Annotated in this window: 18 protein-coding genes, 1 pseudogene and 1 riboswitch; of the genes and pseudogenes, 7 read left to right on the forward strand and 12 right to left on the reverse strand. The window is 56.6% G+C overall.

Annotated elements, in window-relative coordinates:
* Positions 1-4: 4 nt before the first annotated feature.
* Positions 5-778, reverse strand: coding sequence for a DeoR/GlpR family DNA-binding transcription regulator (locus ALB80_RS09755; RefSeq protein WP_050603940.1), 774 nt, complete (start codon positions 776-778; stop codon positions 5-7).
* 215 nt (positions 779-993) lie between these two features.
* Here ALB80_RS09755 and ALB80_RS09760 point away from each other — a divergent pair, with 215 nt between their 5' ends.
* The 6 genes from ALB80_RS09760 to ALB80_RS09785 all read left to right on the forward strand — a co-directional run bounded on the left by ALB80_RS09760 (position 994) and on the right by ALB80_RS09785 (position 9,340).
* Complete coding sequence (locus ALB80_RS09760) at positions 994-1,929, forward strand: ABC transporter substrate-binding protein (protein ID WP_050603863.1); 936 nt, start codon at positions 994-996, stop codon at positions 1,927-1,929.
* A 75-nt stretch (positions 1,930-2,004) separates the two neighbouring features.
* Positions 2,005-3,027, forward strand: coding sequence for a glycine betaine/L-proline ABC transporter ATP-binding protein (locus ALB80_RS09765; protein WP_050603864.1), 1,023 nt, complete (start codon positions 2,005-2,007; stop codon positions 3,025-3,027).
* Complete coding sequence (locus tag ALB80_RS09770; protein ID WP_050603865.1) at positions 3,024-5,015, forward strand: proline/glycine betaine ABC transporter permease; 1,992 nt, start codon at positions 3,024-3,026, stop codon at positions 5,013-5,015. The genes ALB80_RS09765 and ALB80_RS09770 overlap by 4 nt, the downstream gene beginning before the upstream one ends.
* A gap of 1 nt (position 5,016) precedes the next feature.
* Complete coding sequence (locus ALB80_RS09775; protein WP_050603866.1) at positions 5,017-5,898, forward strand: choline kinase family protein; 882 nt, start codon at positions 5,017-5,019, stop codon at positions 5,896-5,898.
* A gap of 8 nt (positions 5,899-5,906) precedes the next feature.
* On the forward strand, positions 5,907-8,351 hold the full coding sequence (locus tag ALB80_RS09780) for an FAD-dependent oxidoreductase (protein WP_050603867.1): 2,445 nt from the start codon (positions 5,907-5,909) through the stop codon (positions 8,349-8,351).
* Positions 8,352-8,542: 191 nt separating this feature from the next.
* Positions 8,543-9,340 carry an inositol monophosphatase family protein gene (locus ALB80_RS09785; RefSeq protein WP_371255967.1) on the forward strand — a complete coding sequence of 266 codons (798 nt, stop codon included), beginning with the start codon at positions 8,543-8,545 and terminating at the stop codon, positions 9,338-9,340.
* A 49-nt stretch (positions 9,341-9,389) separates the two neighbouring features.
* Here ALB80_RS09785 and ALB80_RS09790 read toward each other — a convergent pair whose 3' ends face one another.
* Together ALB80_RS09790 and ALB80_RS09795 are read right to left on the reverse strand one after the other, a co-directional pair.
* On the reverse strand, positions 9,390-11,795 hold the full coding sequence (locus ALB80_RS09790; protein ID WP_050603942.1) for a YbcC family protein: 2,406 nt from the start codon (positions 11,793-11,795) through the stop codon (positions 9,390-9,392).
* A 20-nt stretch (positions 11,796-11,815) separates the two neighbouring features.
* The gene (locus ALB80_RS09795) at positions 11,816-13,366 is read right to left on the reverse strand and encodes a proton-conducting transporter membrane subunit (protein WP_050603868.1); all 1,551 of its coding nucleotides are present in this window, start codon (positions 13,364-13,366) and stop codon (positions 11,816-11,818) included.
* A 115-nt stretch (positions 13,367-13,481) separates the two neighbouring features.
* On the opposite strand from ALB80_RS09795, the gene ALB80_RS09800 reads away from it, so the two are divergent.
* On the forward strand, positions 13,482-14,372 hold the full coding sequence (locus ALB80_RS09800; RefSeq protein WP_050603869.1) for a LysR family transcriptional regulator: 891 nt from the start codon (positions 13,482-13,484) through the stop codon (positions 14,370-14,372).
* Between the two features lie 2 nt (positions 14,373-14,374).
* Here the strand turns inward: ALB80_RS09800 and ALB80_RS09805 are convergent, their stop codons facing one another.
* From ALB80_RS09805 to ALB80_RS09840, 9 genes and pseudogenes are all read right to left on the reverse strand, one after another.
* Positions 14,375-15,385 (reverse strand): iron ABC transporter permease, encoded by a 1,011-nt coding sequence (locus ALB80_RS09805; RefSeq protein WP_050603870.1) that lies wholly within the window; start codon positions 15,383-15,385, stop codon positions 14,375-14,377.
* 1 nt (position 15,386) lies between these two features.
* Positions 15,387-16,337 carry an ABC transporter substrate-binding protein gene (locus tag ALB80_RS09810; RefSeq protein WP_253276848.1) on the reverse strand — a complete coding sequence of 317 codons (951 nt, stop codon included), beginning with the start codon at positions 16,335-16,337 and terminating at the stop codon, positions 15,387-15,389.
* Between the two features lie 12 nt (positions 16,338-16,349).
* A complete protein-coding gene (locus ALB80_RS09815; RefSeq protein WP_050603871.1) occupies positions 16,350-17,126 on the reverse strand; it encodes an ABC transporter ATP-binding protein in 777 nt (258 codons plus the stop codon).
* Positions 17,123-17,479, reverse strand: a complete 357-nt coding sequence (locus ALB80_RS09820) for a DUF1636 domain-containing protein (RefSeq protein WP_050603872.1) — start codon at positions 17,477-17,479, stop codon at positions 17,123-17,125. The genes ALB80_RS09815 and ALB80_RS09820 overlap by 4 nt, the downstream gene beginning before the upstream one ends.
* 97 nt (positions 17,480-17,576) lie before the next feature.
* A riboswitch (cobalamin riboswitch) is annotated at positions 17,577-17,774 on the reverse strand.
* A 99-nt stretch (positions 17,775-17,873) separates the two neighbouring features.
* On the reverse strand, positions 17,874-18,539 hold the full coding sequence (locus ALB80_RS09825; RefSeq protein WP_050603873.1) for a D-lyxose/D-mannose family sugar isomerase: 666 nt from the start codon (positions 18,537-18,539) through the stop codon (positions 17,874-17,876).
* A 16-nt stretch (positions 18,540-18,555) separates the two neighbouring features.
* Entirely contained in the window at positions 18,556-19,482 is a 927-nt protein-coding gene (locus ALB80_RS09830; RefSeq protein ID WP_050603874.1) for a carbohydrate kinase, read from the reverse strand.
* Positions 19,483-19,521: 39 nt separating this feature from the next.
* On the reverse strand, positions 19,522-20,571 hold the full coding sequence (locus ALB80_RS22620) for a glucokinase (protein ID WP_253276857.1): 1,050 nt from the start codon (positions 20,569-20,571) through the stop codon (positions 19,522-19,524).
* Positions 20,548-21,849: pseudogene (locus ALB80_RS22625) on the reverse strand (GH1 family beta-glucosidase); the annotation flags it as partial. The gene ALB80_RS22620 and the pseudogene ALB80_RS22625, both read right to left, overlap by 24 nt.
* Positions 21,846-22,883, reverse strand: coding sequence for a LacI family DNA-binding transcriptional regulator (locus ALB80_RS09840; RefSeq protein ID WP_050603876.1), 1,038 nt, complete (start codon positions 22,881-22,883; stop codon positions 21,846-21,848). The gene ALB80_RS09840 and the pseudogene ALB80_RS22625, both read right to left, overlap by 4 nt.
* Between the last annotated feature and the right edge of the window lie 155 nt (positions 22,884-23,038).

A 23,038-nucleotide genomic window follows, 5' to 3' on the forward strand; every position in this document is an offset into this window, starting at 1 on the left:
GCGCCTATTCGGCGACGACGAGATCGATTTCGTTTGCCAACAGCATCTGGCGAATATCTTCTGACGGCAGGGTGTCCGTGAAGAACAGATTAATCTGTCTGGCTGAGTCCAGAGTGACCGGTGCCCGCTTACCCAGCTTTTCCCCGTCAGCTACCACGATGCGAACCTGCGCATTCTGAGCAGCGATATGCGCCAGATTGGCTTCTTGCAGGTCATGCAGCATAAAGCCGGACTCGGCATTGACTGCCCCAACCGACAGAACTGCAAACCGGACGTTCAGGCGTTTGATAAGGTCTTGCGCTTCAACACCAAACGCGCCGCCGTCATGAGAACGCAGCTCACCACCTGCCATGAACACCTTGTTGTTGTTCCGGGATGCCAAAGTCTGAGCAACAAAAACCGAATTTGTCACTACAAATAATTTGCTATGATCACACAACGCCTGAGCCACATAGGCAGTGGTCGAACCAACATCCAGAAAGACCGAGTCCCCATCGCTGATGACTTCGGCCACCGCTTTGGCCAGTTTCTCTTTTGCGTCGACTTTCTTGTCCAGACGGCTTTCCAGTGAAGGCTCCAGGATGTCCTCCAAAAGGTGGACACCCCCATGTACTTTTCGAACAATACCGCGCTCTTCTAGATTGCGCACATTGCGCCGAATGGTTTCAAGGGTCACGCCCAACTCATTCGCCAGAACGCTCACGCGACAGGATCCACCCGCGCGAAACAGCGCACGCAGGATCTCTTCTTCTCGTTGGTTGGTGGTCTTAAGGTTCATGTTTTCCGCTCTGACAAACCCGTCATACGGGAGGTTCAGAGATACCACAACGCCCACATAAAGCAACATTATGCCAAATTTATCCCCGGAAAATGTACTTTTCTTTAAATTTATGTGGCTTTACTTGGTTTTGATTGACACAAAACCCCACAGTGTGATGGTCTGTAGCCAGTACCACCGATTCATCAAAAAAATCACGACAGGGAGAAGGTGTTATGAAATGCAAACTGGGACTATCGGCATTTGCACTTGCAGCTGCCACGTCAGCTTGGGCTGTGGAGTCGACTGACGCAATTAAGCTTACACTGCACGACTGGTCGGGTCAGTTGATCAATACCAAGATCATGGGTTCGATCCTTGAAGAAGCCGGCTACAATGTCGAATATGTGCAGGCCGATTACATCGCTCAATTCGCGGGACTGAAAACGGGCGACCTGCATCTGGCGATGGAAATCTGGGAAACCACCGGGCGGGAAGCCTTGGATGAGGCGACGGCATCTGGAAATGTTGTCAACGTCGGGGAAACCGGTCTGATGGCAATTGAAGAGTGGTGGTATCCCAGCTACATGAAGGAGCGTTGCCCGGGGCTGCCAAACTGGGAAGCTCTGCGCGATTGTGCCGAAGAATTCTCAACCGCTGAAACCGCACCCAACGGGCGTTATGTCGGTGGGCCGGTTACTTGGGGCGGCTTCGATGAAGAGCGTGTCGAAGCCCTGGAACTGGATTTCGAGGTGGTACATGCGGGTACTGACGCAGCCTTGTTTGCCGAGCTTGAGTCAGCTTATCAGCGGCAGGACCCAATTATTCTATGGGTTTACGTCCCACATTGGGCACCGGCCAAATACGATGGCCAATTTGTTGAATTCCCGCCGTTTTCCGCGGAATGCTACAGCGACCCATCTGTCGGCGTGAACCCCAACATGGCTTATGATTGCGGCAAACCACGTGGGCCTATCTGGAAAGCCGCATGGTCCGGCCTGCAGGAAAAATGGCCCGGTGCCTATGACATCATCGAAGCCTACAACATCAACAATGACGAAATGAGCGCCATGGTCGGCAAGGCCGATCTGGAGGGCGTGGAAATTGACAGTGTCGTCGCAGAGTGGATGGAGACCAACAAAGACCGCTGGTCGGGCTGGATCTCAGAATAACCCACTGGCCAGAGCGGGCCATTTGCTCTCTCGGACCGCTCTGGCCCTTTTGCGTTAAATTACCGGACCACACTGATGCCCCCCAAGACAAAACTGGCCTGCCGCAACGTCTGGAAACTTTACGGCGCGAATGCGGATCGGCTGTTGCAAAAAACCTCTGATCCAACTGTCGAAGACCTAAGTAGCGCAGGCGTGATCGGTGCTGTGCGCAACGCCAATATCGAAATTGACGAAGGTGAGATCTTTGTGATCATGGGCCTTTCCGGTTCCGGAAAATCCACTCTGGTCCGGTGCCTGTCACGGTTGATCGAACCTACCGGAGGCGAGGTTTTGTTCGATGGCAGCGACCTGCTGCGCGCTACCGAAAAAGAGTTGATCGAAATTCGTCGCCACAAGATGGGCATGGTGTTCCAGCATTTTGCGTTGCTGCCGCATTTGACCGTATTGCAAAACGTTATGTTCCCGCTGACCATTCAGGCCGTACCCAAAGCCGAAGCTGATGCCAAAGCGCGTGAAGTGGTGGAACTGGTTGGGCTGAAAGGTCGCGAGGATTACTATCCCCGTGAACTCTCGGGCGGGCAACAGCAACGTGTGGGCATTGCCCGGTCGCTGGTGACAGAGCCTGACATATGGTTTCTGGACGAACCGTTTTCTGCCCTGGACCCTTTGATCCGGCGAGAGATGCAGGACGAATTCCTGCGTCTTCAGGAGCGACTGCACAAGACCATTGTCTTCATTACGCATGACTTTGAAGAAGCCGTCCGTCTGGCCGACCGCATCGCCATCATGAAGGATGGCGAGGTGATCCAGATCGCCACTCCGGAAGAGCTGGTGATGAACCCGGCTACAGATTACGTCACTGAGTTCACAAAACATATTCCCCGCTCGAAGGTTCTGACCGTCAGCGGCGTCATGTCCCCTGGCGCTGATGGAGAAGGAGAGCCCATCCTTCAGTCCACCCGCGTATCGGACGTAGCCGAACGTATCATCGCCGCAGACGCGCCGATCCCTGTGGTTGATACCGAGGGGAAGCCTGTAGGCGCGATTGACCGCAAAGCCGTTGCGCGTGTGCTGTTCGGGGAAGGGGACACGGCATGATTCGGCTGAACAGAACTCAGGCCATCGCTCTGGCCCTTGTTCTGATCACGATCGTACTTGGGTACTATGGCCGCGATCTGGGCAAGGCGCTGGATGCACGTTGGCTGACCAAGTTCCCTTCGGCCTGGGTTATCCCGTTCAAGACCTATGTCTCCTCGGCGATGAAATGGCTGATCGAGGATGCTGCCATTGGGCCGGTCTCGTTCACGGACCTCACCCGCGCTGTGGCGTGGACGATCGAACAACCTTATAATCTAGTGCTGGCCCTGTTGGCGGATGGGTTTGTCAGCGGTCAGGGCAGCGATGCACAGGTCATCCTGCCTGCAATCAGCTGGATCGTCGTGATCACCGCCGTCGTTGCCTTGGGTCAGTATTGTCGCGATTGGGCGCTGGCCGCGCTGGTCGGGGCCTGTTTCATATATCTGGCGGTTTTCGGGCAATGGGACAGCGCGATGGTGACGCTGGCCTCGGTCCTGATTGCGGTGCCCATTGGCGCGGGCGGAGGGCTGCTGTTGGGCATCCTCGCCTATCGCCATCCGCTGTTCGAGAAAATCATCTCGCCCATTCTGGACCTGATGCAGACGATCCCGATATTTGCCTATCTGGTGCCAATCCTGTTCATGTTCGGCTTTGGCCCGATCTCGGCCCTGGTTGCCACGATCATCTATGCCACGCCGCCCATGGTACGGATTACCACGCTGGCCCTGAAAGGTGTGGATCCCGAGATCCTCGATTTCGGACGCATGGCGGGTACAACTCAGCGGCAGTTGATGTGGCGCGTGCTGGTGCCATCAGCTAGCCATAGCCTGATGGTAGGCGTCAATCAGGTGATCATGCTAACGCTGAACATGGTTATCATCGCCTCGATGATCGGGGCCGGAGGGCTTGGGTTTGATGTCCTCGCCGCGCTGCGCCGTCTGGACATTGGTGCGGGGTTTGAGGCCGGGATCGCCATCGTGGTTCTGGCCATTGCCGTCGACCGGCTGAGCCAGGCCTTTGCCGAACGGATGGGTCAGGTACATCACGACCAACCGGGCTCGTGGGTCGCGCGCCATCGCCGGACTGTTCTGGTACTGATCCTGTTGGTTGTGACATGGGTGCTGGGGCAGTTCTCTCTGCTATTGCTCGAATATCCTGAGAACCAGACCATCACAACGGGCGCGTTCTGGGACAACACGGTCGAGTATCTGAACGTCAATTACTTCGATGTGTTTGAGGCAATCAAAGTTTTCTTCCTCACGTGGTTCATGATTCCGATCAAGACGGTTCTGTTGGGCATTCCGTGGCCTTGGGCCATTGCGATGCTGACCTTGTTGGGTTGGCACGCGGGCGGATGGCGACTGGCGCTGCTGTGTGGCGGTATGGCCTCATTGATCCTGGTATCGGGCCTGTGGTCCAAAGCGATGGTCACAGTATATCTGTGCGGGGCTTCGGTGATCCTTGCCACGCTGATCGGGGTGCCTCTGGGCGTGCTGGCCGCGTTGAACAAGCGCGCCGGAGCAGTCATCAACCTGCTGATCGACACACTGCAAACACTGCCCAGCTTTGTCTATCTGATCCCTGTGGTGATGCTGTTCCGGGTCGGAGACTTCACCGCCCTGATCGCCATCGTCCTCTATGCGCTGGCTCCGGCAGTGCGCTATGCGGCCCACGGAGTGCGCTCGGTCAATGAGGAACTGATCGAGGCCGGCCTGGTTTCAGGCTGCACCCGGAGGCAGTTGTTGCGTCATATCCGGCTGCCGATGGCGCTGCCGGAAATCCTGCTGGGTATCAACCAGACCATTATGCTGGCACTTTCGATGCTGGTGATCACCGCCCTCGTCGGAACCCGTGATCTGGGGCAGGAGGTCTATATCGCACTAACCAAAGCCGACACGGGCAGAGGGCTGGTGGCCGGTCTGGCCATCGCCTTCATCGCCATCATCGCCGACCGCCTGATCAATGCCAGCGCGCGTCAAGCCCGCATCCGCTTTGGACTGGAGAGCTAACATGAGCCAATCCGATCTGATCAGCCGCATCCATAACCTGCCGATCTGGCAGGGCGAGATTACGGCAGAACCCCTGACCGGCGGCATTACCAATGTGAACTATAAGGTAACGGACAATAGCGGATCGTATGTCGTACGGGTCGGCGACGATATTCCTTTGCATCAGGTCATGCGGTTCAATGAACTTTCTGCCAACAAGGCCGCACACACTGCTGGGTTGTCCCCGGCGGTGGTCCATGCCTCGGGCGGTCTGACCGTTTTGGAGTTCATCGAAAGCCGCACCCTGATAGAGGAGGATGTGCGCCACTCAGACATGCTGCCCCGCGTGTTGGAACTGATGAAGGCGTGCCATACCGAAGTGCCCAAGCATTTGCGCGGCCCGTCGCTTGTGTTCTGGGTGTTCCACGTCATCCGCGACTATGCCGCCACTTTGACCGAACGCGGCAGCACCCATGCGGGCCTGATCCCGGAATTGGTTCAAACAGGCAACACGCTCGAAGCCGAGGCTGGACCCTATGACGTAGTGTTCGGCCATAACGACCTGCTCTGCGGCAACTTTCTGGATGATGGCAACCGCCTGTGGCTTATCGATTTTGACTATGCCGGGTTCAATTCACCGCTATTCGATCTGGGTGGGCTGGCCTCGAACAATGGCCTGACACCGGGACAGGAAGATTGGGTGCTTGAGACTTACTTTGAAGCCCCTGTCACCGACGACCTGCGCCATCGCTATACGGCGATGAAATGCGCCTCGCTGCTGCGCGAAACCATGTGGAGCATGGTGTCCGAGATCACCTCGGACATCGATTTCGACTACGCAGCTTACACAGCCGAAAACCTCGCGCGGTTTCGCGCGGCCCTTACCGAATTCAAAAATACCTGAGGACAGACATGACCGACCTTCCGAAAACAGCCAAAGCCGTCATTATCGGCGGCGGGATTATCGGCTGCTCAACCGCATATCATCTGGCCAAGCTGGGTTGGACCGATACCGTGCTGCTGGAGCGTAAAAAACTGACCTCGGGCACGACCTTCCATGCCGCGGGTTTGGTGGGACAGTTGCGTTCGAACGCCAATATCACGCAATTGCTGGGTTATTCGGTCGATCTGTATAACAAGATCGAAAAGGAAACGGGCCTTGGCACCGGTTGGAAGATGAATGGCGGGTTGCGTCTGGCCTGTAACGAGGAACGCTGGACCGAGGTTAAACGGCAAGCCACAACTGCGCATTCCTTTGGTCTGGACATGCAATTGCTGACGCCGTCCGAAGCGCAGGAGCTGTGGCCGTTGATGGATGTGTCAGACGTGATCGGGGCGGCCTATCTGCCAACGGATGGTCAGGCCAACCCATCGGACATCACGCAGGCGTTGGCCAAAGGCGCGCGCATGGCTGGGGCTCGGATATTCGAGGATACCAAAGTCACCGATATCGAGATCGAAAACGGCAAAATCCGCGCGGTCATCACCGAACATGGCCGGATCGAATGCGAAAAGGTGATCTGTTGCGCCGGTCAGTGGACCCGTACCTTTGCTGGTCGCTATGGCGTGAACGTGCCGCTGGTGCCGATGGAACATCAGTATATGGTCACTGAACCGTTTGACGTGCCCTCCAACCTGCCTACTCTGCGCGACCCGGATCGCCTGACGTATTACAAGGAAGAAGTTGGCGGGCTGGTCATGGGCGGCTATGAACCGAACCCGATTCCATGGGCCACGAAGGGCATTCCGCTGGGCTTCCACTACACGCTTCTGGATAGCAATTTTGACCATTTTGAACAGTTGATGGAACTGGCACTGGGTCGTGTTCCCGCGCTGGAGAATGCAGGTGTGAAAACCCTGACCAATGGGCCAGAGAGCTTTACGCCGGATGGCAACTTCATCATCGGTGAAACGCCCGAGTTGAGCAATTTCTTTGTCGGCGCGGGCTTCAACGCATTCGGCATCGCCGCTGGTGGCGGTGCGGGCATGGCGCTGGCCGAATGGGTATATAAGGGAGAACCTCCGTTTGACCTGTGGTCCGCCGACATCCGCCGCTTTGGCCGCCCGCATTTCGACACCGATTGGGTGCGCACCCGCACGGTCGAGGCTTATGGCAAGCACTACACGATGGGTTGGCCGCATGAGGAGCATGACTCCGGTCGTCCCTGCCGCAAGTCGCCGCTCTACAACACGCTGAAATCGCAAGGCGCGTGCTTTGGTGAGAAGCTGGGTTGGGAACGCCCGAACTGGTACGCGGATGCCTCGCTGGGTGAGACGCCCAAGGACGAGTACAGCTTTGGTCGTCAGAACTGGTTTAACGCCGTGGGTCGTGAGCACAAAGCGGCACGTGAAGTGGCCGTGCTGTTCGACCAGACGTCGTTTGCCAAATTTGCGCTGAAAGGTCCGGATGCGCTGGCTGCGATGAACTGGATCTGTGCCAATGACGTGGACAAACCGGTTGGAGCGCTGGTCTATACCCAGATGCTGAACGACAAGGGCGGGATCGAATGTGATCTGACAGTTGGTCGTGTGGCGCATGACGAGTTCTACATCGTCACCGGCACCGGTTTTGCCACCCATGATTTCGACTGGATCAGCCGCAATATTCCCAAGGGTTTGAACTGTCAGTTGTTCGATATTACCTCGTCCAACGCTGTGTTGTCGCTGATGGGGCCAAAAGCGCGGGACATTCTTGCAGCTGTGACACGCGATGACGTGTCCAATGACGGGTTCAATTTCGGTACGATCCGCACCATCGGTATCGCCGGGTGTCCGGTCAAGGCACTGCGCGTGACCTATGTAGGCGAGCTTGGTTGGGAGCTTCACCTGCCGATCGAATACGCGCAGACCGTCTATTCGGTGCTGATGGAGGCAGGCAAGACTCATGGCTTGGTCAACGCGGGTTACCGTGCCATTGAATCGCTTCGGCTTGAGAAAGGCTATCGCGCTTGGGGTTCTGATATCGGGCCGGATCATACGCCCTTCGAAAGCGGTTTGGGTTGGGCCGTGAAGTTGCGCAAGGATGTGGAATTCAAAGGCCGCGCCGCGTCTGAGAAGCAAAAGGCCGAGGGCGTCAAGAAGATGCTGGCCTGTTTCACAGTTGACCCGGACATTGTCTTGCTGGGGCGGGAAACAATCTATCGGAACGGCAAACGCGTTGGTTGGCTGACCTCTGGTGGGTATGGCTATACAATCGGGAAATCCATCGGGTACGGCTATGTCCGCAACCCTGATGGGGTTGATGCGGAATATGTCACTTCGGGAGAGTACGAATTGGACGTCGCCACTCGGCGGGTGCCATGCCAGGCGACATTGCTGCCGCTTTACGATCCAAAGATGGAGCGCATTAAGATCTGAGACGAAAAAGCTGCTGCGATACCGACGTTCAACGCCGGGGCTTTTCCATGCCATACACGGTGTTTTTCTGCTGGTGGGAAAATGGTTTGATGAAAGTCATAGAATGATGCACCGAATGCTTAAAACGGCGGGATCCAGTCGCTGCGTGCCCACACCTTTATTGAAAAAACCTGTCATCTGTGACCCCGCGGATGGCCCCTTTCGAAAGGGCCGAAATGGTCGACACTCATACGCTTAAGGAACACGCCGTTCAGATGGCGAATATCGCATCCACGACCGGGATGCGGTTTTTTCGTGGGTCTCTGGGCGTTGAATTCAAACTGGATGAAAGCCCCGTGACGCAAGCCGACAAAGCGGTGGAAGCTGAGGTTCGGGCCTACCTGAAGCGACATTTCCCCGCGCATGGAATCTTCGGTGAAGAACATGGGAAACAAGCCGGTGATGGCCGGCACATGTGGGTCATCGACCCAATCGACGGAACCCGGTCGTTTCTGTCCGGTCATCCTCTGTTCGGGTTCCTTTTGGCATATCTGGTTGAGGGGCAGCCTCAGTTGGGATTGGTCGGAATGCCCGCTTTGAATGAGGTGTATGTGGGGGGCGTGGGGGAGGCGGCCACACTGAACGGTAAACCCATTCGGGCATCGCAGCAAAAGCGTTTGGAACAATCGATCCTCTACGTGAACGAAGGCGACAAGATCCATCGCGATTATCCGGACCTGTTCAACCGCTTGATGCAGGCCGGGCAGACTCGTCGGTTTGCATATGACTGTTACCCACACGCGCTGCTGGCTGCGGGGCATGTGGACGCTGTGGTGGACTATGATCTACAACCTTACGACTATTTGGCGGTCGCGCCACTTGTCATAGCAGCCGGTGGCGTGATTACCGATTGGCAGGGCAGAACTTTGACGCTTGAGTCAGATGGCGCGGTCGTATCTGCGGCGACCCCGGAATTACATGCTGACCTTCTGGAGTTGATCAACGGATAGTCTGATGAACAAAGGCCCGGCAACATGTACCTGGCCCTTTCATTATTAGCTATTCAGCTGCAATAACCTGCTCAGAGCTTGCAGCTTTTGCAATTGGGCTCCATTCTAGGCCACCTGTGTAACGCCACGCCAGATCACCGTTTTCATCCATTGCGATCAGGTGAAGCCAACGGTTGTCAAACAGCGCTTTTACATTTGCGTGGCGCTTCAGAATATCGTTCATGGCCTCACGCGGGGCTTCGATGACAACCGACAGTCGCAGAGGGTCATGCTGGAAAGTTTCACCATCATGAACCGATTGCCAGGGCAGCCCCGGGCGCAAAGCGCCTCCGTTCCCCTCGACAACGCCGATCCCGCCGACCACGTTATGAAGCAGTTTGTTACCACCTCCGAACAGCCCCGGCGCAACGGTCGAGCCATAATATTGCAAGCTGATCCAGCTGGCCACGACAACCGGGGCGGTCATGATCAACTCCAGCACGCCAAACCCTTCGTCCGAGCGCCAGTCATAACTGTGCAGAAAGGACTGCCCGGCCAAACCGGTCCCGTCAGTCCGGCTGCGCGGCGCGGCGATAAAGGCACGGCAGCCTGCCAACCCCCATTCAGGGCGCAATTCGGCCCAGTTGTTGGCGCGGCGCGCAATATCACTTCCGCCGCTGGCCCGAGGCAGCCGCGCCGCACGCTCGGCGCGAGCAAGACGCCCAGCCTCGGCAAGCCAGATCTTCAGCTGTGCGATCTGCGACGCCCACAATTCCGCAGGATGATCCTGATCAAACAGGGTAACACCATCCGTCGTCGTGTTGTGCAACGCTGGCAGGAACAAGGTGTCTGACGGGATGTCGATCCCCTTGCCCTGCAAACCCTTCCGTACCTGGTTGTCGTTCAGAAGGCTGGCGAGAAGCCGGGCGCTGACATCCCCCGCGTGACCACCGCAGGCACCGCATTGCAACGCGCTTTCGTGCGGATTGTTGGTAACATCCGCGCCGTGCCCAGCCAGCATCACGATACGCGCGAAATTGCTTGTCAGCGACATCGCGCCCAGAATGGCTTTAGCGGTATTGATGCGCGTGGCTAGATCCATCGAAGGATCCAGTTTCGGTGCGGGGTCAAACCTGGTTGTCCTGCCATTGGCAGCCAGCGAGTCCCGCAGCAATTTACCCACGTAGATCGGGCCGGTCGCCTCGACAAAGGCAAAGGACGAAACAGCAGCCAGTTTGAACCGACCCCACGCTCTTTTCGCGCGGGCCGTGTAGCGACGGTCTAGATCAGATAATGTGTCTTCTGCCGCTTTGGACGTGACATTGGGGTTCAGCAGAACTGGACCCCGCAGTTCGGTCACGTCAGATCCTGCGCAATTGTGCGTACTGGCCAACCCGAAGAACCCAGCAAAGCCGATGGTCTCGATGCCCGCATCCTGCGCTTCCAGCGCTCGGCGGAATACCTCGGACCGAACGTCGATGCAGAACGCAGCTTGTATTATTGGGCGGCCTTCGGTTGCCCTTGGTTGACGTCGGTCCAAAGCTTCGCTCAACTTGCGCTGTTGAGCCCGTTCAGCGGCATCCTGCAGAATGGCATCAATCACCATGTCCCGGGACGGAGTTATCGGGGTTTCGTGCATTGCGATGGTTTCCGACCAACGCGCCGAAATCTGATCGCGGTATTGGTGGAACAGGGCCTCTTCAAACACCATCCGAATGGCCAGCAACTCGACCGTCGTTGTGTCGGTCTGACCCTGCAGCTCGGCCTGCCACAACCGATAGCGCGCATATTGAGCCCAGCCGCCAAGCGTGACCAACAACCGGTGGAAGGTAGTGCCGGCCGCTTCAGGCGTTACGCCCAGCGTATCAGACGCCCACCCGATGGCGCGCCATTGTGAACGGTTGGTTGCTGCTACAAATGCGCCAAATCTTTTCAACCCGTTGATTTCGGGCGTCAAGTCGCGCGACGCGAACTCGCGCCACGCGCTGAATGCACCGCCAACACGGCGAGGCTGCCACAGGGCCTGACCTTCGTCAAAATGGCTGGCAGCCCACGCTCCGATACGTTCTTCGATCAACCCCGGCCAGTCGATGTCGGATACTTCGGCTGCCAGCTCTGCAACCGTCGGCAATGGGGCAAGTGGCACCGCATCGTCCGTCAAAGCAGCCGTCACATTTTCAAGCCCCGAGGGATCAAAACGGCTTTCAACATGAGATATCGCCTCGACCAGATCACCCTCAACAATCTCGCCGGTCTTCAGCTTTTCGGCCATGACTTGCCTGTCAGGAGTGATGCGCACACCAGCAACGCGGCCAAGGCGCGCAGCCGTTACAGCAAGGGTGTCTTCCGTCTGACCCAAGAAAGGATTCACGGCGACATTTGCAGCCAGCGGAAACAGAGGGGGGATCTGACGTACAGCGTCATTTGCAATCGCGACAAGTTCCAGAAGCGGAGCAGGATAGCTTTCGTGTTTCATAATCTTGTCTGATCCCCCATTCATACAGTCCGGCGCGTGGACCATCCGTCCAGCAGCCGGTCAAAGATTGCATTTGCATACAGACCGTTTGACAGATGCACCCGGATACCAGCCGCTGCCGGATGCGAGGCCCAAAGCGGGAAAGTCGATTGCGCCAGCGCCACGGCGCCAAAGCTGATGAGCGCGAGAACAATCAGAGCCCATTCCAGCGGACCCGCAGCAGGTGTGGGCGGCAAGGTGCCAGAGGTCAGGCGCTGCGCCGCGATTTGCAGTACGAAGTAGCTGACAGAGGTTGCGCTGGCATAGATGACGGTGCGGCGGGTCAGGGCACCGGGGGCGGCATCCGCAAATCCCTGCGCCAGCAGATAGGCAACACCAAAGATCAGGATCACGCCCAGTGCAATGGCCTGAATAGATTTCCCGTCAATCCCGAACACCGAAGCCACTGCGCCATAGATCAGAATGCCGGTTGCAAAGGCCAGCAGTACGTTGCGAGCACTTGGTACAGCCACCGGCCCCGGCCGGCGAATGGCGGCCACGTTGCGCACGGCCTCACCCGCGCTCAGGAAGGCGTGGGCTTTATAAAGCGAGTGCGCCACGATATGCAGCAGCGCCAGCGGGAACAGGGCAAGGCCGCACTGCATGATCATGAACGCCATCTGGGCGATTGTGGACCACGCCAGAGATGTCTTGACTGCGGGCTGTGTCAGCATGACCAAGCCGCCGAACAGCGCGGTGAACCCGCCCAGCATGACCAATAAGGCCATTATGCCCGGTGCAGCAAGCATCACGTCGGCAAAACGGATCAACAAGAACCCGCCCGCATTGATCACTCCTGCGTGCAGCAGAGCAGACACGGGTGTCGGTGCTTCCATGACCTCGGTCAACCACCCGTGGACCGGAAACTGAGCTGACGCCAGCACGGCCGCCAATGCGATCAACAGGGCAGCAACAATTGTTGTCAGGGTTGGCTGTGCCGACGAAAGGATCGTGGCGATATCGGTCGTGCCGTAGCCAATGATCAACAGGACCACAGCCAGCGTTAGCGCGGCTTCGCTGATCCGCGCCACAACGGCCTTTTTTCGTGCCGCGCGTTGTGCCGTGGTGCGTTCGGGGTAGAACAACAACAGTTGATGCAATGCCAAACTTGTCGCGATCCAAGCCCCGAGAAGTTGGATGATGTTACCGGACATGACCAGTAACAGAACAGACGCCAAGGCGACCAACATCCAACCGGTAAAGGCACCCTGCCTTTGCTCGCCATCCATGTAAGTCGCCGAATAGCGCAGCACGATCCAGCCTATAAAGCTGACCAGAACCAGCATCGTTGCGCTCACGGCATCCAGTTGGACCGACAATCCCATGCCCCAGAACCCGATCAGCGCTGAGGTTTCTGGTCCTTTTGCAATCAACAATGTTACCGCCAAAGCAGACACGGCAAAGGCCGCCAAGGCAGCCCATTCTGCGACTTTAGGCAAATTACGCGGTCGGACCCCCGGATGTCGGCTGCAATAATACGCAGATCCCAACAGGATTAATGGACTAATGAGGGGAAGAAGCAGGTAGCTCATTCATGTGTCCCTTGACGTTCGACATTGACTTGATTTGTTCAGATCGAGATATGTCGCGACCCAGCATATGAAAAATACATTGTTTGATGATTATCGTTCGTTTAAATAGAACTATATGCCACTGAACTATCATCACCTTCGATATTTCTGGGCCGTCGCGCATGACGGGAACCTGACACGGACGGCGCAGCGTCTGAATCTGTCCCAGTCAGCGTTGTCCGTGCAGATCAAGGAATTGGAAGACCGCCTTGGTCATCCGCTGTTCGAACGCAGAGGTCGCAAGCTGCACCTCACCGAAGCCGGACATATCGCGTTGGACCATGCCGATGCGATTTTTGCGACAGGTCAGGAACTTGTGGCAACCTTGCAAGATGCCGGGAATGCGCGGCAGGCCCTCAGGGTAGGGGCGCAATCCACCCTGTCTCGGAACTTTCAGATTCGCTTTTTGCGGCCCATTTTGTCGCGTGTTGATGTCGAGGTCATCTTAAGGTCTGGCAATCCAAGTGAGTTGCTGGAAGGTCTTAAGACGCTCAATTTCGATCTGGTCCTCATGAATCATGAACCGGCAAGCGACAGCTTGACCAATTTCGTCACCCATCATCTGGCGGAACAACCGGTAAGCATCGTGGGCACTCCGGATCGTCTGGATCCGAAACGTTCCTTACGGGACCTTTTGGAAGAACAACCTTTCATCCTGCCTACAAAGAACAACACTGTCCGCACGGCCTTTGACGCCATGGCCAGCCGCATGTCGGTGCGCCCTCAGGTGGCCGCTGAGGTGGACGACATGGCCATGATGCGGCTGCTGGCGCGGGAAGACATCGGCCTGGCTCTGGTGGCGCCGATCGTGGTTCAGGATGAGTTGAACTCGGGTCGGCTGGTCGAGGCGCAGGAGCACCCGAAAATCAAGGAAAACTTCCACGCGATCACATTCAAACGCCGGTTCCCGAACCCTTTGGTGCAAGAGCTTTTATCCCACGAAACAAATAGCTGGGCCAATGGCTGAGCTTAGTCACCGCGCGACGATTTGAACAGATACAAGAATACAAAAAGCGAGCCGATTGACGTTGTCACAATGCCCACGGGCAGTTCCTGGGGGGCCAGAAGGAGGCGCGACAGAATATCCGACAGCGTCAGCAAGATCGCCCCCACAATGGCTGAAGTGACCAACAGATTCCGGTGCAGCGTGCCAGCAATGCCGCGCGCGATATGAGGCACCATCAGGCCCACAAAGCCGATGACACCAGCCACGGACACAAAGCTGGCCGTGGCCAAAGCGGCGACAAAGAACATGCGAAAACGTAAGCCCTGAACCGGGATACCAAGTGAAGAGGCTGTGAAATCACCGGTCAGCAACGCATCTAGCCAGCGGCTGCGATAAAGGGCGTAGCTAAGGATCAATCCCAGGCCGATCACGACCAGGGGGAATGTCTGCCACCGGGCAAGTCCCAAGCCGCCCAGCATCCAGAATATGACCGAATGCGCCGCGCGATTGTCGCCAGAGAAAATCAAGTAGTTCGTGATTGCGGAAAACAGAAAGGAGACGGCTAATCCGGCCAGAATCAGCTTTTCCGGCGCACTTGTGCGCAAACCCTGGACCAATGCCAGAACGATGGCCGATGCGATCAGACCCCCGCAAAACGCCGCCAAAGGTAAAGTCCATATGCCCAGTACATCCCCGGTGACAGTGATCACCAGAACCGCACCTGCAGCCGCACCCGAGGATAGGCCAAACAGAAAAGGGTCGGCCAGATCGTTGCGCGTAGTGGTTTGCAGTACCACACCTACAACCCCAAGACCCGCGCCAATCACCGCAGCGAACAAAGCTCGGGGCAGACGCAAGTCAAACACGATCCGGTGCATGGGGGACATGTCACCTTCGACAAGACCCGTGCCCAGGCCAATCGCCGAGATCACGTCGCGCACCGGAATTTGCGTCGTTCCATAAACGATGGACAGCAGCAAAAGGGCGATCAAAACGATCGCCCCCAGCAATATCGAACGGCCCAAATGGACCATATTAGTTGATCTCCGGATGCATCGCTTTGGCCATCTTCTCAATGGCTTCAATGTTCGCCGGTCCAGGTGTCAGTTCTTCGTAACGCAGGCCAATCCAGCGTTCGTTCTTGACGGCATCGGTTTGTGACATAACTGGATGATCTTTCAGAAACTGGAACGTATCTTCTGCACCGTTTCCGGTCTGATAGTCCAGCAATACCAGGAACTCAGGGTTGGCAGCAGCCACGGCCTCCCACGAGGTGCGGCCCCAGCTTGTGTCCAGATCATGGGTCACGCTTTCGCCACCGGCCGCTGCAATCATTGCGTCGGGAATTGCGAATTTGCCGGCTGTGAAAGGCGCATCTGCTGGCCCATCCAAGAGGAAGACGCGCGTTTTCGCCAAGTCGACAGTTTTCGCTTCGATGGCGGTCAGTTGGTCCTTCCAACCCGCGACCAGTGCCTCGGCCTTATCTTCAACCTGCATGACCTGACCAAGACGCAACACGTCGTTGAACAACAGATCCATGCTGGCTGTGGGGCGATCCTTGTCCAAATGGATACAGCTTTCGGTCAGAACCATGGTCTTGATGCCGAAGGGTTCCAAAGTGTCCGGGGTCACGTCGCCACCCGGCTTCATGCCATAATACCAGCCTGCAAAGAACAGGTCCGGCTCGACCGAGACGAGGTTTTCGATGGTTGGGTATTTGGGCGCAAGCTCAGGAATTTCGCCGCGTTGCGCGTCAAAATCAGGGCTTGTCTTGTACCATCCGGTGATGCCGGTCAGGCCCACGATCTGGTCTTGCAGGCCAAGGGCGAAAGCCATGTCTGTCATGTTCATGTCATGCACGACAAGACGTTCTGGTGCGGTTTCAAACACCAACGTTTCACCGCAATTGTCCACTGTTATGGCATCTGCAGCCGCGCCGCTGGCCAGACCGGTGAACAAAGCCACGGGCCAGAGTTTGTGCATCATTGTAAGCTCCTGTTATGATGACAGTTTTCTTTTTCGGATATCCAAGGCAGGGATCATGCGGCCTTCATGCTGAAAGCACAGGTAATCCACGCCAAAGGTGTCGCGCACCCGGTCGGGGGTCAGTACGTCGCTAACAGGTCCGAACCCTGTCAGGCGTGTGGATTTCATCAACGCAACATGGGTGGCGAATTCCGGAATCATGACCAGATCATGCACGATCATGACCACCGTTACGCCCAACTCGGCAACCAGGGACAGCATGTGCCCCTTGGCATCCGGGTCCAGGTGGTTGGTCGGTTCGTCCAAAAACAGTAAAGACGGGTTTTGTGCCAGCGCCCGCGCGATATGCGCCCGCTGGCGTTCGCCTCCCGATAGTTGGCCTATGGGTTTTCCGGCAAGATGCAACAGACCGGCCGTCGCCAGAACCCGATCAAGATCCTCTCTATGTTCTCCTGCCGATCGATCAGCTTTAATCGGGATTTGCCCCAGAGCAACATAGTCGCGCAGACGCAATCGGGCATCTGGCATTTCCTGCTGGCCAACCACTGCAATGGTTCGAGCGCGTTCATGAGCGGTAAGAGTACGGAGGCTTTGATTTCGGACTCGAACGTCCCCCAGAACCAGCCTTTCAATTCCGCACAGCAAGTTCAGCAGAGTGGTTTTTCCGGCACCATTTGGTCCAGCGATTGCGAGAATTGAGCCTTCGTCGAGACTGAAGGACACATCCTGAAGCAGCACATCGCCATTCAGGGCATAGTACTCCAGATCTTCGACAACCAGAAAACTCATGAAGCCCCCTGCGATGGCATGGCAGGAATCCGCGACAAGGTTTTGGCAAAAAGGGCAGGGGGGCGATCTGAAGCGCTGGTCCAGCCGTCCTTGCTGTCGCCAAACTGGGTTGCAAATTCAACCAGAGCGGTCAGATCGTTGGCCGTCTCAATATCGCCAAACAGGTACTGCGCTTTTCCCGTAGCCTGAAAACCAACGGTCATGGCCCGTTCACAACCTGCCATGCAGGCAATCAACCGGATTTCAAAACCGTCTGGCAACCGATCGTCCAATGCGGTTTGCACGGCTTCCGCCGTCATCCTTCCTTGACATGTGGAACAGATCAGAACGAAATGCTCAGGATAGGTGGTCATTGCCGTCTCCGTCTTTTGTCGGACACAGACAGGGGGACCATACCGGGTTTTCACGCAAACGCGCCATCGAGCCTCCTTCCAGGACGCCCCGCCCCGGGTTGGTTTAACATGCGATGGCAGGTCTCCTGACTTGCGGGTCAAGGCTCGGCCAACCTTCCCAACCCCTCGAGGTCAGTGGTGAAGTGGCGTCGCTCTCCGCTTACAGTTGCGGGGGCAGTCACGGACTTGGCGCAAGGGTGCGCCGTACCGTATTCCCATTTTCATCCCTTGCGGAACCATCAAGATCAGCTAGTCCGGCAATGCAAGACTTGTCAAGCGGTAGGAAACTGGGGCTGGCACGAAAAACAAGTGTTGCGCCCGCTATTCCTTTTGCACAGGCTCAACTGGATCAACCTTAGTAGTCTGAAACAAGAAGGAAATCCGGTTCGGCATCTTCCTCGATTTTCGAGAACCTCGGGATAGGGTCTTCGAACACATTATCGGTGCGGTCGTCATTCACGGTCGAAACCTCGCCAATCAGGCAATCGCCGCGTTCTGCCCAGAAAGCGTGCCAGACGCCTGGCATCAAGGTCACGCTTTGCCCCGGTTTCAGGCACAGATGCTCGCCTTGTTTTAGGGTAACCGGGCAGGCATCGCTTGGCACAGTAACAGGCGTGTCCCGGTCGATGCCTCCCTCAGGGTCTGACGCGTAAATCTCCAGCACCAGATCGCCGCCGCCCCGGTTGATGATGTCTTCAGCCTTTACGATGTGACGATGCATTGGGGATAGCTGTTTATCTTTCGAGATCAATAGCTTTTCTGCGTACAGCATCCCACGACCGGATTTCAAATCGTTCACTTCACCATTGCGCAGGGTAAAAAGAAAAAGGCCCAACTCGTCAAACCGGCCTTGGGCGTAATCGGTAATGTCCCACCCCAAGCCCCGGTCTCGGATCGTCTGCGCCTCAGGGCTGCGCAGCTGCTCGGGCGACCAATATGCGAAAGGCGGCAACACTGCTCCGAAGGATTGGATGAAAGTCTGCGCTTCAGACTTGATGCTGTTTATTTCGGATCGCTTCATTGGCCAACCTCAATGATCAAAGCTCATGTGCCCAAGGCGGCTCTGCCCCGGCACGGGAAACGGTTACAGCTGCAACCTCAGCGCCCAAGGCCATTGCCGCGCGCAAAGCGTCGGGGGTTAGGTTTCGCACCCCCGGTTTTGTCAGATGACCCGCTCGGTGGAGTTCGGTCAACACGCCTGCATTGAACGTATCTCCGGCACCGATTGTATCGACGACCTGCACCGGTTTCACTGGCACGGATACCTGTGACCCATCCGCCAAATATCCGTTCGCGCCGTCGCGGCCCCGGGTCACGATCAGGGCCGATGGTCCGGTCTGCAACAGCAAGGCGGCCTTTGCCGCCTCGGGTTCACTGCCGGGAATGATCCAGTCCAGATCCTCGTCCGATACTTTGACGATATCCGATTGGGCGATCATCCGGTTCAGGCGTGTTCGATACCGGGTTTGATCTGCGATGAAACCCGGACGGATATTGGGGTCCAGCATCACTGCCCGATCGCCTCCGTGCTGGTTCAGCAATGACGCGTAGGCATCGGCACAGGGCTCGCACGCTAGGCTGATCCCCCCAAGATACAAGGCTGTGACAGCCGGAAGCTGATCCGGCATATCTTCGGGAAGCAACATGCGCCCGGCCGTGTTTTCATCGACAAAATTGTAGGTTGCGTGCCCGTCCGTAAGCTGAACGAAGGCAAGCGTTGTGGGTCTATCCGAGACGACCATGTGCGATGTATCTACGTGGCTTGCATTTAGCGCGTCGGTCAGTTGCTTGCCAAACATATCGCTGGACATTCCGGTCAGCATTCCAACGGGCACACCCAATCGCCCCATGGCCACCGCGGTGTTCAGGATCGCACCTCCGGTGTGCGGCACGAAACCTTGCGCCCCCGAAGCTGTTGGCTCGGCAATCATGTCGATCAGAGCCTCGCCGCAACACAAGATCATTCCACGGTCCTTTCCCGGTTTGTCGAAGAAGTTTTTCGCCTAGCGTTTCAGGGCGTTCTTGCAGAAATTGTTGGCCCCGATAATACCAAACTCAGCTTGTTCAGAAACGTAGAGGTTCAAAGACTGGCGCAGTTCACTGAAACGCCCACCTCCATTGAAGGCTTCCATGAAGTCCTGTCCAAAAAGCCAGCGGTTTTTCTCGGCAACGCCACCGACAAGAAACACACCGCCCGCAGGCATCAAGGTTACGGCCATATCGCCCATCAGTGCACCCAGATGAGTGGTGAACATCTGCGCCGTTTTCACTGCGATAGGATCGGAAGCATCTCGCGCGTCCTGCAAGATGCCCTTTGCAGCTTGCGCCGGGATCTGAGCGTGCCCTGCCGCCATTCCAACGGCCTGATACAAGATTGGTAAGCCCGTTCCGCTCAGGAACATTTCCGCCTCCAGGGCGAGGCTGTCTCCAAAGAAACACGCGGGTGCTATGCGACGCGCGGCTTCAAAAATCTCAACCTCGTCGCGGTGGCGGGGATAAAGGCCGACGTGACCACCTTCGCCGGACACTGTATGATAATGTCCTTCTGAATACAGCAGCGCCCCGACGCCGAGCCCCGTTCCGGGACCGACCACCAATCGCGTGCCGATAGGTGGATTTGCCTCTCCTTGCAGAACAGAGACATCATCCTGTGTCACGTCAGAGACCGACCATGCCGCAGCCGTAAAGTCGTTGATGACAAACGTTTGTTCCGCACCGGTGGCCCGAGCCAGTTCGGTCTCGGACAAATCCAGATTGGCATTTGTCAAACGTATGACGCCATTCCGAACAGGACCGGCGCCAGCAGCCACAACTGCCTGCGGATTTGTACCTACTTCATCACGCAGATCGTGAAAGGCGTTCAGCAAATCTTTTAAAGTTCCCGTTGGATGCTTGCGCAGTCCTGTCAAATCGCCATTTGTCACTACCCCCAGACGGGTATTCGTACCACCAATATCCGCAACAAGGTTCCAGTGCTCATGCACGGAACCCAATGGTTGCGCTAACGGCTGAGAGACGTTCTGCCCATTGGACAAGGCAGATTTCAGTGCCATGAACGAAGCTTTGGGTGTTCTTTCCAGAGTTTCAAAATCCACGTCCACCAGTCCAAACCTTTTCTCGTACCCGAAGGCCCATTCATAGTTATCCAGCAGAGACCAGACGAAATAGCCCTTCACGGGAACATCTTGCGCCAGAGCGCTTTGCACGGCTGCCAGATGCGTGTCGAGATATTCGATACGGTCCTTATCCTGCCCACGCTCTGCGCTGGCCATACCGTTTTCGGTGATATAGATTGGCAGCGCGCCCGTATAGTCCTTCTGTGTTCGAACTAGAAAACGGGTCAGGGCAGAAGGGTCGATTTCCCAACCCATCTGCGTTTTTGGCAAAGGACCCGGAACATCCGTCAAACTGGGCCATGTGTCATCGTTCGCGGCAATCAACTTTCGCGTGTAGTAGTTCAATCCACACCAATCGACCGGCGCGCCAATCGTGCCAAAATCATCGTGCCATCCAGACGGCAAGTGCGGCTCTAAACCGTCCAGCACCAGCTGAGGGTATTCTTTCTTGAATACACCGCCAAGAAAAAAACGATTGTAGATCGCATCATACCGGTCCGCTGCGTGCTGCGCTGCGACGCTGTCATCTGCTGGTTCTGCCCATTCCAGGTTGAACACTGCGCCCAAGTTGCTCATACCAAGGCTGCGCATGGCCTGAATGGCCCGTCCATGAGCCAGCAACACGTGGTGCATCGCGCGGGCCGTGGCGCGAATATCGCGAAGCCCGGGGGCATGATGACCCTCGAAATGGCTTAGCCAGCTGACACACCATGGCTCGTTGATCGGGGCCGCGCTGTACATCCTGTCACCGATGCGGCCCATGATGATCTCGGTGAAGTCAGCGAACCATCCAGCAATGTCACGGTTGCACCAGCCGCCCAGATCCGCCAGAGCCGAAGGCAGTTCCCAGTGATACAGCGTCACGCAAGGTCGGAGTCCACGGGCCAGCAACGCGTCTGCAAGACGGTCGTAGTAGTCCATGCCCGCCTGATTGATCCGTCCGCGACCTTCGGGCATGACGCGCGCCCAACTGGTGGAAAACCGATAACAGTCAAACCCCGCCTCGCGCACCAGATCGAAATCCTGCTCAAACCGGTGCAGATGGTCACAGGCCAGATCGCCGTTTTCCCTGCGCACCACGTTGTCTGGTGAGGCGGCAAACGTATCCCAATGGGTTTGCCCAGCACCCCCCTGTGCATGACCTTCGATCTGATAAGCTGAGGTAGCGACTCCGAAAAGGAAATCTATGGGAAAGTCAGCGCGAGAGTGTTTCATTTCGACGTCCTGTTGGGGACAGGGCCGGTCGAGCGGCCGACCACCAGTTCGGCCTCCAGCAGTCTGGTGTTGGTCGGAGCAGACGGGGATTTGATCCGTTCAATCAGCATCTCAGCCGCCATTTCCCCCGCTTGCCGGACGGAAGAGCGTGTTGCGGTGAAAATTGGAACGTCTTGCCCGTTCTTCAGATAAGACAAGTCGTCATCATGGGCGATAACAGAAACATCCTGCCCCATCTTCAACCCCGCTTCATCCAGCGCACGCCTGACCCCAATGGCGGATATCATGGAAGATGCCAGAATGGCTGTCGGCGGATCATCAAGTTGCAACATGCCATGCGTTTCCCGATGTCCGAAAACCTCGGTCATCTCGGCGCTACGCATCAGGTCGGGATCAGCGGCTATTCCAGCTTGCTCTAGCGCCTCCAGATACCCCGCGCGTCTACGCTGTGCAAAATCCATCTCCTCCAACCCGTTGATAAGGGCAATCCTTCGATGTCCAAGATCAATCAAAAACCGCGTCGCCCTCAAAAACGAGCTTTTGTTGTTTACATCTATCCAGTCATAAGGCGTATCCGTGCCCGTTGAACGCCCATGCACAATGAACGGCACGCTCATACGTTTAAGAACTGCAATCCGAGCTTCGTTCACTTTAGGACCCTGCAGCACGACGCCATCAACGGCCCCACGCTGAAAAAGGCTGCGATACGCATCCTCGATCGAGGTGTCATCAGCGTTGGTGAACATCATGTCGTACCCGTATTCGGCATATTTCTTTGCGGCTCCGGCGACAAAGTCTCCAAAGATGGGGTTAACCATTTCATGCTGCGAAGAACTGGGAATCACGTGTCCGATCACCATGGACCGACCAGTCGCCAGCCCCTTGGCCCTGCTGTTGGGTCTGTACCCATATTTTTGCGCGGCAGCTTGCACACGCACGCGCGTTCCTTCGCTGACCTCGGGAAAGCCGTTCAGCGCACGGCTCACCGTTGTTTGCGAAAGACCTAAGATTTCCGAGAGCTGCTTTAGGTTCATTGTGGTATTCAAAGCGCCTTCAATTGCGTACTCACACTTGTTGTGTGGGCAATTTAGGTGCCCGTCAACTTGTTTTGCTGCGATGGCAATATTTATTAATACTGCTGGGTCGAGAAAGCAAATTATTGACAGAGTGAAATTGTTAGCGGATAACT

This window comes from Ruegeria sp. 6PALISEP08 (assembly GCF_001238295.1).
Taxonomy (GTDB): Bacteria; Pseudomonadota; Alphaproteobacteria; order Rhodobacterales; family Rhodobacteraceae; genus Ruegeria.